General features: G+C 60.9%; 6 protein-coding genes. All 6 read right to left on the bottom strand.

Annotated elements, in window-relative coordinates; translation table 11 throughout:
• Nucleotides 1-3 precede the first annotated feature (3 nt).
• Nucleotides 4-537 carry a DUF1285 domain-containing protein gene (locus tag RJQ10_RS10365; protein ID WP_350146282.1) on the bottom strand — a complete coding sequence of 178 codons (534 nt, stop codon included), beginning with the start codon at nt 535-537 and terminating at the stop codon, nt 4-6.
• 43 nt (nt 538-580) lie between these two features.
• On the bottom strand, nt 581-1,756 hold the full coding sequence (locus RJQ10_RS10360) for a phosphoglycerate dehydrogenase (protein WP_350146281.1): 1,176 nt from the start codon (nt 1,754-1,756) through the stop codon (nt 581-583).
• A 30-nt stretch (nt 1,757-1,786) separates the two neighbouring features.
• Entirely contained in the window at nt 1,787-3,667 is a 1,881-nt protein-coding gene (locus RJQ10_RS10355; protein ID WP_350146279.1) for a SurA N-terminal domain-containing protein, read from the bottom strand.
• A gap of 134 nt (nt 3,668-3,801) precedes the next feature.
• Nucleotides 3,802-4,077 (bottom strand): non-specific DNA-binding protein Hbs, encoded by a 276-nt coding sequence (hbs, locus tag RJQ10_RS10350; RefSeq protein WP_350146277.1) that lies wholly within the window; start codon nt 4,075-4,077, stop codon nt 3,802-3,804.
• Between the two features lie 209 nt (nt 4,078-4,286).
• Nucleotides 4,287-6,698 carry an endopeptidase La gene (lon, locus tag RJQ10_RS10345; RefSeq protein WP_350146275.1) on the bottom strand — a complete coding sequence of 804 codons (2,412 nt, stop codon included), beginning with the start codon at nt 6,696-6,698 and terminating at the stop codon, nt 4,287-4,289.
• A 147-nt stretch (nt 6,699-6,845) separates the two neighbouring features.
• On the bottom strand, nt 6,846-8,072 hold a 1,227-nt coding region (gene clpX, locus RJQ10_RS10340; RefSeq protein ID WP_350146273.1), incomplete at its 5' end, for an ATP-dependent Clp protease ATP-binding subunit ClpX.

Raw genomic sequence — 8,072 nt, 5'->3', positions numbered from 1 at the left:
GGTTTACTGCAGCGGGAACCACTCCCCGGCGCTGGTGACCTGCAGGCGCCCCTCTCTCTCCTCGGCGCTTTCGACCAGGCGATACCAGGCGGCCCGCGACAGCAGGGCACTGAGACCGTGGGGGAGCACCATGGCGGCGACATCGCCCACGGCGGGCTCCAGGAACAGGGGATGCTCCCGGTCAATGGGGACTTCGCGCCCGGTGTTCAACCGCGCCAGGAGCAGCGGATGCTCCGCGTCTTTGCGCGTGTTGATCTCGGTGACGATGAGGGGGTGCAGATCGACCTGGATCCGCCACTTCTCGCCGGGAGTGACCAGATAGTACTCTCCGTCTTCTTCCCGGCGCAGAATACTGGCGAACAACCGTACAATGGCCTCGCGGGCAATGACCCTGCCCTCGTGGTACCAGCTGCCGTCTGCGGCAATGCGAATGTCAATGTCTCCCGAGAGCGGCGGGTGCCAGCGTTCCAGGGGAGGATTATCGAAGTTACGAGCCTTGCGAGCCTGGCTCGCAAGGGCGTCCAGTACGTCGGCCATGGTCCTTGCCTCCGGTTCGGATGGGCCGGCCGGAGTCAGCCGGCTATGGAATTACCCTGACGTTGACAACACCCTCCAGCGCCCGCATTGAGGCCAGGCTGGACTCGGCGGGGCAGATATCCATATCGATCAGGTTGTAGGCGATGTCGTCACGGCTCTTGTTCAGCATATCGACGACGTTGATGTTCAACTCTGCCAGAATGGACAGCACGCTGCCCAGGATTTTCGGCACATTGGTGTTGGTCACCGCCAGTCGACAGCCGCCCGCGCGCTCGAGTTGCAGGGTCGGGAAGTTCACGGCGTTGCGGATATTGCCGTTCTCGAGAAAGTCCCGCAACTGGTCGGCCGCCATGATGGCGCAGTTGTCTTCGGCCTCGTCTGTACTGGCGCCAATGTGCGGCATCAGTACGACATCCTTGCGCCCAATCAGCGCGGGGCTGGGGAAGTCAGCGATGTACTTGCGCAACTGGCCACGCTCCAGCGCCGCCAGCAGTGCGCTTTCGTCGACGATCTCCTGGCGGGCAAAATTCAGCAGGCAGGTGTGGGCCGGCATGGCCGCCAGCAGTTCGGCATTGACCAGCCCGCGGGTGGACTCCAGCGCCGGCAAGTGCAGCGTGATGTAATCACTGCGGGCGAAAACAGCCGACAGCGTATCCGCCTTGCGGACCTGACTCGATAGCCGCCAGGCGGCATCAACTGACAGTGCCGGGTCATAGCCAATCACATCCATGCCCAGGGTCAGGGCCATGTCCGCCACCAGTGAACCGATGGCACCGAGCCCGACGATACCCAGGGTCTTGCCGCGCAACTCGTTGCCCTTGAAGTGCTTCTTGTTCGCCTCCAGGGTCTGGTGCAGTTCCGCGGAGTCGCTGATACCGGCGAGGCCATCGACGTAGGCAAGACCTTCGACGATGCCCCTGGAGCCCAGCAGTAAACCAGCAGCAACAAGTTCCTTGACTGCATTGGCGTTGGCGCCCGGGGAATTGAATACAGGGATGCCCCGGCGGGTACATTCCGCCACCGGAATATTGTTGACTCCGGCACCCGCGCGGGCGATTGCCAGTACCGAATCGGCTATGTCGGCAACCAGAAGTTTATGGGAGCGCAGGAGAATCGCGTCGGGGTGGGTAAATTCACTGGCGATCTCATAGCCTTCGCGGGGCAGGCGCTCCAACCCCTTCACCGATATCTGGTTGAGCGTGAGAATACGTCTGGCCATGATGTCTGTCAGATTCCTGTCGTTGGGGCTTTAAAGAACGGAAATATCCGCCTCGTCGCGAAGCTGCTGTTCGTGTTCAACCTGCAGTACAGCGCCGAACTCGCCTCCGATCCGCTGGCTCAGGGCGCGCTGCTGCTCCACCGGCAGCGCGGCCAGTTCGCCCGCCTCCACCCGCACCAGCTCAAGCACCCGGGCATCACCGGAATTTTCGATAACGTAGTCGAGCATCGGGCCGGATGCCGGTGCCGGCAGGCTGAATGCGCGCTGCAGCACGACTCCCGGTACGGTGCGGTTGTCACGGCGGGCACCGAGCTCAACCTGCCAGTCATATCCTTCCCGCAGCGCCAGCGACTCTACCGTCTCTTCGCCAGCTGCCAGCGCCGCGACTGCCTGTTCGGCGGCACGGGCAAGTTGCTCCCGTGCGCGCTCCCGGGTCAGGGCCACGACAATTTCCTCACGTACCGCTTCCAGCGGCTGGAGTTCGGGCTTGTTGTGCTGATGCAGGCTTACCGCCACAAAGCGGTCGCTGCCTAGCTCGACCACTTCGCTGTTGTGGCCCAGCTCCAGAACATCCTCGGAAAACGCAGCGCGCAGGATCGCCGGCGCTGCCAGCGGACCGGTCTGCTGGTCGCGGGAAACCGGTTCACTGCGCTTGACTTCGACGCCCAACTCCTCGGCCGGGCGCGCCAGGCTGCTGGCGGTGAATACGAGATCGCGCAGCTTCTCCACCGCCAGCAACAGGGCAACCCGGGCCTCACGGTCCTGCAGCCGCGCCTCGAGTTGCGGGCGCAGTTCCTCAAGGCTCGGAGGGTCGGAATCCCGCCGCTCGGTCACCCGCAGGATATGGGTACCGGCGTCGGTCACCACAGGGGAGGAAACGGCGTTTACCTCCAGGCTGGCAATAGCCTCTTCCATTTCCTCGGGAAACGCATCGCCGGCGCTGAAGCCCAGATCACCGCCGTTGCTCGCTGAACCTATATCATCGGAGCGTTCCGCAGCGACCGACGCGAAGTCCTCTCCTGCAGCCAGAGCCGCCTGCACCGCTTCGATGCGGCCGTTGAACTCCGCCTCGGTTTCGCCATCAGCTCGCTCCAGCAGAATGTGGGCTACCCGGTTCTCGGTCTGGTATTGATAGCTGTCGACCTCAATCCTGTACTCTTCCTCCAGGTCGCGCTCGGCAACTGGCTGACGAAAATCGTCCAGCGTCAGCTCCACATAGTTCAGCTCGACCGTTTCGGGGCTCATGAAGCGTTCTTCGTTGGACCGGTACCAGGCCTCGATTTCATCACTATCGGGCTCCGACGATGACGAAAAGGACTCCAGGGGAATGGTCAGGTACCGGATGTCTCGCTGCTCCGCCAGGATGCGGGCGTTCAGCGTCAGCTCGGCGGGCGTTGCGAAATCGCTGCCACTGAGACCCGCCCGCAGCTGATTGAGGATCAGATCATCCTTCAGCGCCAGCTTGAATGTCCCCGGGGTATAGCCCGCTGACGCCAGCATGCTCTTGTACATCTCGGGCGAGAACTGGCCGTCAAGCTGGAATTGTTCCATGCCGGCAATCACTGCGCCCAGTTCCACTTCGGATATCGTCAACCCCATGTCGCGGGCAGCCTGCATCAACAGTTTGCGATTGATGATGCCTTCCAGCGCCCGCGCGCTAAGGCGCTGTTCGTCCAACATCTGCGGGTCGAGGTCATCACCCATCATTGCGATCAACTGCCGACGCTGGGTGTCGACCGCCTGCTGCAACTCGACAGGGTTGACCGACTCGCCGTTCACCTCGGCAACGCTGCTGCCGCCACCACCGAGCAAAATGGATTCAATGCCAAAGAGGGCAAAGGAAACAACTATCAGACCGATGACAACCTTGGCTGTGGTTCCCTGGGTGCTCTTGCGAATATCCTGAAGCATGGGTCATTTTTCCACTGTGTAGCAACAAAAAAGCGCACTCTTGAGTGCGCCTTTCCCTGGGTAATTACCGTATCGCTGGTGGAGCTGCAAGGCTGTCGAAAACGGCGCCGAAGGCTCCGCCGGGATACTGCGACTCAGGGGTTGACGGCATCCTTGAGCGTCTTGCCAGGTTTGAACCCGGGCACATTGGACGCCTTGATCTGGATGGTCTGTCCGGTTTGCGGATTACGGCCTTCGCGTGCCGCGCGGTGTTTGACGGCGAAAGTGCCGAAGCCTACCAGTGTTACCTGGTCACCTTTGCTGAGCGCTTCGGTGATGCTGTCGACAATGGCGTCCAGTGCGCGCCCGGCAGAAGCCTTGGGCAGGTCGGCGGAAGCGGCGATGGCATCGATGAGTTCGGTCTTGTTCACAAGTATCCCCTTGGGCTGTTAACTGATAAAAAGTTGTTTTGGTAGCTGCAGCACTCTGCGGCCAAACTAAAGACAATGTAGCGGCGCCAGAAATATTTCCAATTTTTCTATCTGGCGTCCACTAGCGCTGAAAGCGGGAGAATCACCTCGGGATTCAGGGGCTCGACTGTATACCAGAGCCGAGTTCACGGTCAACCGATACCCCTGTTTCAGTGCGTATTTATCCGGTTTTTCTCGCCCTGCCCCGCATCCTGACCGGTACCTGGCGCCGGCGCCAGATACTCCTCATCGGTCAGCGGTTTGGGCATGTGCTCGAGGGCGATGGCCAACACTTCGTCGATCCATTTCACGGGCCGGATCTCCAGATGCTGCTTGATGTTATCCGGCACCTCTTTCAAGTCGCGCTCGTTTTCCTTCGGAATGATGACCGTCTTGATCCCGCCCCGGCGCGCCGCCAGCAGCTTTTCCTTGAGACCGCCGATGGGCAGCACCTCGCCGCGCAGGGTAATCTCCCCGGTCATGGCCACGTCGGCGCGCACCGCAATACCGGTGCACACTGATACCAGAGCGGTACACATGGCCACACCGGCGCTGGGACCGTCTTTCGGGGTTGCACCCTCGGGCACGTGGATGTGCACGTCGTGCTTCTCATGCCACGATGCGGGAATACCCAGCATCTGCGAACGGCTGCGCACCACCGTGGTGGCGGCCTGGATGGACTCCTGCATCACATCGCCCAGGGATCCAGTCTTGACGTAGCGGCCCTTGCCGGCCACTGAAGCCGCCTCGATGGTGAGCAGCTCACCACCGACCGAGGTCCAGGCAAGCCCGGTGACCTGGCCGACTTTGTTTTCATCCTCGGCAATTCCGTAGTTGAACTTGCGTACGCCCAGCAGGTCCGGGAGCATTTCCGCGGTTACCGTGGTATTGGCACTACTCTCCTTCAGCGCGAAGCGCTTGACCATTTTGCGGCAGATCTTGGCAATCTCGCGCTCCAGGGCCCGCACGCCGGCTTCCCGCGTGTAGTAGCGAATGATGTCGATCACCGTGCCCTCGGCGATGCTGATTTCGTCCTTGGCCAGGCCGTTTTGCCGCAGCTGCTTGGGAACCAGATAGCGCTCGGCGATGTTGACCTTCTCATCCTCGGTGTAACCCGGGATACGGATCACTTCCATCCGATCCAGCAGGGGGCCCGGGATGTTCATGGTATTGGAGGTACAGACGAACATGACATCGGACAGGTCGTAGTCGACTTCGAGATAGTGGTCATTGAAGGCGTGATTCTGCTCCGGGTCCAGCACCTCCAGCATGGCGGACGCCGGGTCACCGCGATGGTCCATGCCCATTTTGTCGATCTCATCGAGCAGGAACAGCGGGTTGCGAACCCCGGCCTTGGACATCTTTTGCAACAGCTTGCCGGGCATGGAGCCGATATAGGTCCGACGGTGCCCGCGGATCTCCGCTTCGTCCCGCACGCCGCCCAGAGCCATGCGCACAAACTTGCGATTGGTGGCGCGGGCGAGGGATTCGCCCAGCGACGTCTTGCCGACGCCGGGAGGACCTACCAGACACAACACCGGCCCCTTGATTTTGCGCACGCGCTTCTGCACCGCCAGATATTCGAGGATCCTCTCCTTGACTTCCTCAAGCCCGAAATGGTCCTCGTTGAGGATGGTGGATGCACGCTTCAGGTCATGCTTGACCTTGCTCCGCTTGGACCAGGGCACACTGACCATCCAGTCGATGTAGCTGCGGACTACCGACGCCTCGGCGGACATCGGCGACATCATCTTCAGCTTGTTGAGTTCTCCCAGCGCCTTGGTCCTGGCCTCGTCGGGCATGCGCGCATCCTCGATGCGGGCCTGCAGGTCATCCAGCTCGCTGGGGGCCTCGTCGAGATCTCCCAGTTCTTTCTGGATCGCCTTCATCTGTTCGTTCAGATAGTACTCGCGCTGGCTTTTTTCCATCTGTTTCTTGACCCGGCCACGGATGCGCTTCTCGACCTGGAACAGGTCGATTTCCGCCTCCATCAGCCCCATCAGATGTTCCAGGCGCGCCCGTACCTGGGCGATTTCCAGGATCTTTTGCTTTTCCTGCAAATCCACACTCATATGCGCGGCGATCGTGTCCGCAAGTCGCCCGGGCTCATCAATACCCGACAGGGAGGTCAGCACCTCGGCCGGAACTTTCTTGCTTAAGTTGACGTATTTTTCGAACTGGGAGATGGTTGAGCGCAGCAGGCCCTCGGCCTCGGCGTCAGGGATGTCGTCGCTTTCGATTTCGCGTACGCCGGCCACTGTGAAACGCCCGTCATCGTTGACGTTATCCAGCACAGCCCGGTAGCTTCCTTCAACCAGCACCTTGATGGTGCCATCGGGCAGCTTCAACAACTGCAGGATGTTGGACACCGTGCCGACCTGATAGATGTCATCCACCCCCGGGTTGTCATCCGCGGCATTGCGTTGTGCGACCAGCAGTACCTGCTTGCCGCCGGTCATGGCATCTTCCAGTGCCTCAACGGATTTTTCCCGCCCGACAAACAGCGGCAGCACCATATGCGGGTAGACCACGACATCGCGCAGCGGCAGCAGGGGAAGATCGATAACTGAAGATGAACCCATAGAAATCTCCGGGTTGAAAATGGACACGCCTGACCCTTAGATGGGGGCGATTGCGCAAATGACAAGACGCCCCCGGGTCATCCGGTTCGAGGGCCAGATGGCCCGAACCGGACGGAACTGGACAATGACTCGCCGCGCTGGCGGCTGTTACTCGTCCTTGGAAGCGGTGCGGGGAGCCGGCTCGTGATTCTGGTACACCAGCAGGGGCTCGGAATCGCCGCGGATCACCGATTCATCGATCACCACCTTGCTGACGTCGCTCCGGGAGGGAATGTTATACATGGAATCCAGCAGCACCCCTTCCAGGATCGACCGCAGCCCGCGGGCGCCGGTCTTGCGTTCCATGGCGCGCTCCGCGACTGCGCGCAGGCCGTCCTCGCGGAAGTCCACTTCCACCCCTTCCATCTCGAACAGCTTGCTGTACTGCTTGGTCAGGGAATTGCGCGGCTCGGTAAGGATCTGGACCAGGGCGGGCACATCCAGCTCTTCCAGCGTGGCGATCACCGGCAAACGTCCGACAAACTCGGGAATCAGGCCGTACTGCACCAGGTCCTCGGGTTCCAGATCGAACAACAGTTCGCCCACGTTGCGGCGCTCGTCCTTGCTCTTGACCTCCGCATTGAAGCCGATACCGCCCTTTTCCGAGCGGTTGCGAATGACCTTGTCGAGGCCGGCAAACGCGCCGCCGCAGATAAAGAGGATATTGGAGGTGTCCACCTGCAGGAACTCCTGCTGGGGATGCTTGCGCCCGCCCTGCGGCGGCACCGAGGCCACGGTACCCTCGATCAGCTTCAACAGTGCCTGCTGCACGCCCTCCCCCGATACATCGCGGGTGATGGACGGGTTGTCCGACTTGCGGGATATCTTGTCGATTTCGTCGATGTAGACGATGCCCACCTGGGCCTTTTCGACGTCATAGTCGCACTTTTGCAGCAGCTTCTGGATGATGTTCTCAACATCCTCGCCCACATACCCCGCCTCTGTCAGCGTGGTGGCGTCGGCGATGGTAAAGGGCACGTCCAGCAACCGGGCCAGGGTTTCGGCCAACAAGGTTTTCCCGCTACCGGTTGGGCCTACCAGCAGAATGTTGCTCTTGCCGAGCTCAACGTCTTCTCCGCGGGTGCTGGCCTGCCCGTGGCGCAGTCGCTTGTAGTGGTTGTAAACAGCAACAGACAGCACTTTCTTGGCGCGCTGCTGGCCAATCACGTACTCGTCAAGAATGGCCTTGATTTCGTGCGGGGTCGGCAGGTTATCTCGCTTGGCTTCACTGCTGCTTTCCTGGACTTCCTCGCGGATGATGTCATTGCAAAGATCCACGCATTCGTCACAAATGAACACCGAAGGTCCGGCGATCAACTTGCGCACTTCATGCTG

It is taken from the genome of Haliea sp., from assembly GCF_040222615.1.
Classification (GTDB): domain Bacteria; phylum Pseudomonadota; class Gammaproteobacteria; order Pseudomonadales; family Halieaceae; genus Haliea.
The sequence above is the reverse complement of the archived record's forward strand: the minus strand, read 5'-3'. Positions and strand labels throughout refer to the sequence as shown.

Coding starts and splice junctions, on each gene's coding strand:
- RJQ10_RS10360 (WP_350146281.1), bottom strand. CDS start 1,756: ATGGCCAGACGTATTCTCACGCTCAACCAGATATCGGTGAAGGGGTTG.
- RJQ10_RS10365 (WP_350146282.1), bottom strand. CDS start 537: ATGGCCGACGTACTGGACGCCCTTGCGAGCCAGGCTCGCAAGGCTCGT.
- RJQ10_RS10355 (WP_350146279.1), bottom strand. CDS start 3,667: ATGCTTCAGGATATTCGCAAGAGCACCCAGGGAACCACAGCCAAGGTT.
- lon (WP_350146275.1), bottom strand. CDS start 6,698: ATGGGTTCATCTTCAGTTATCGATCTTCCCCTGCTGCCGCTGCGCGAT.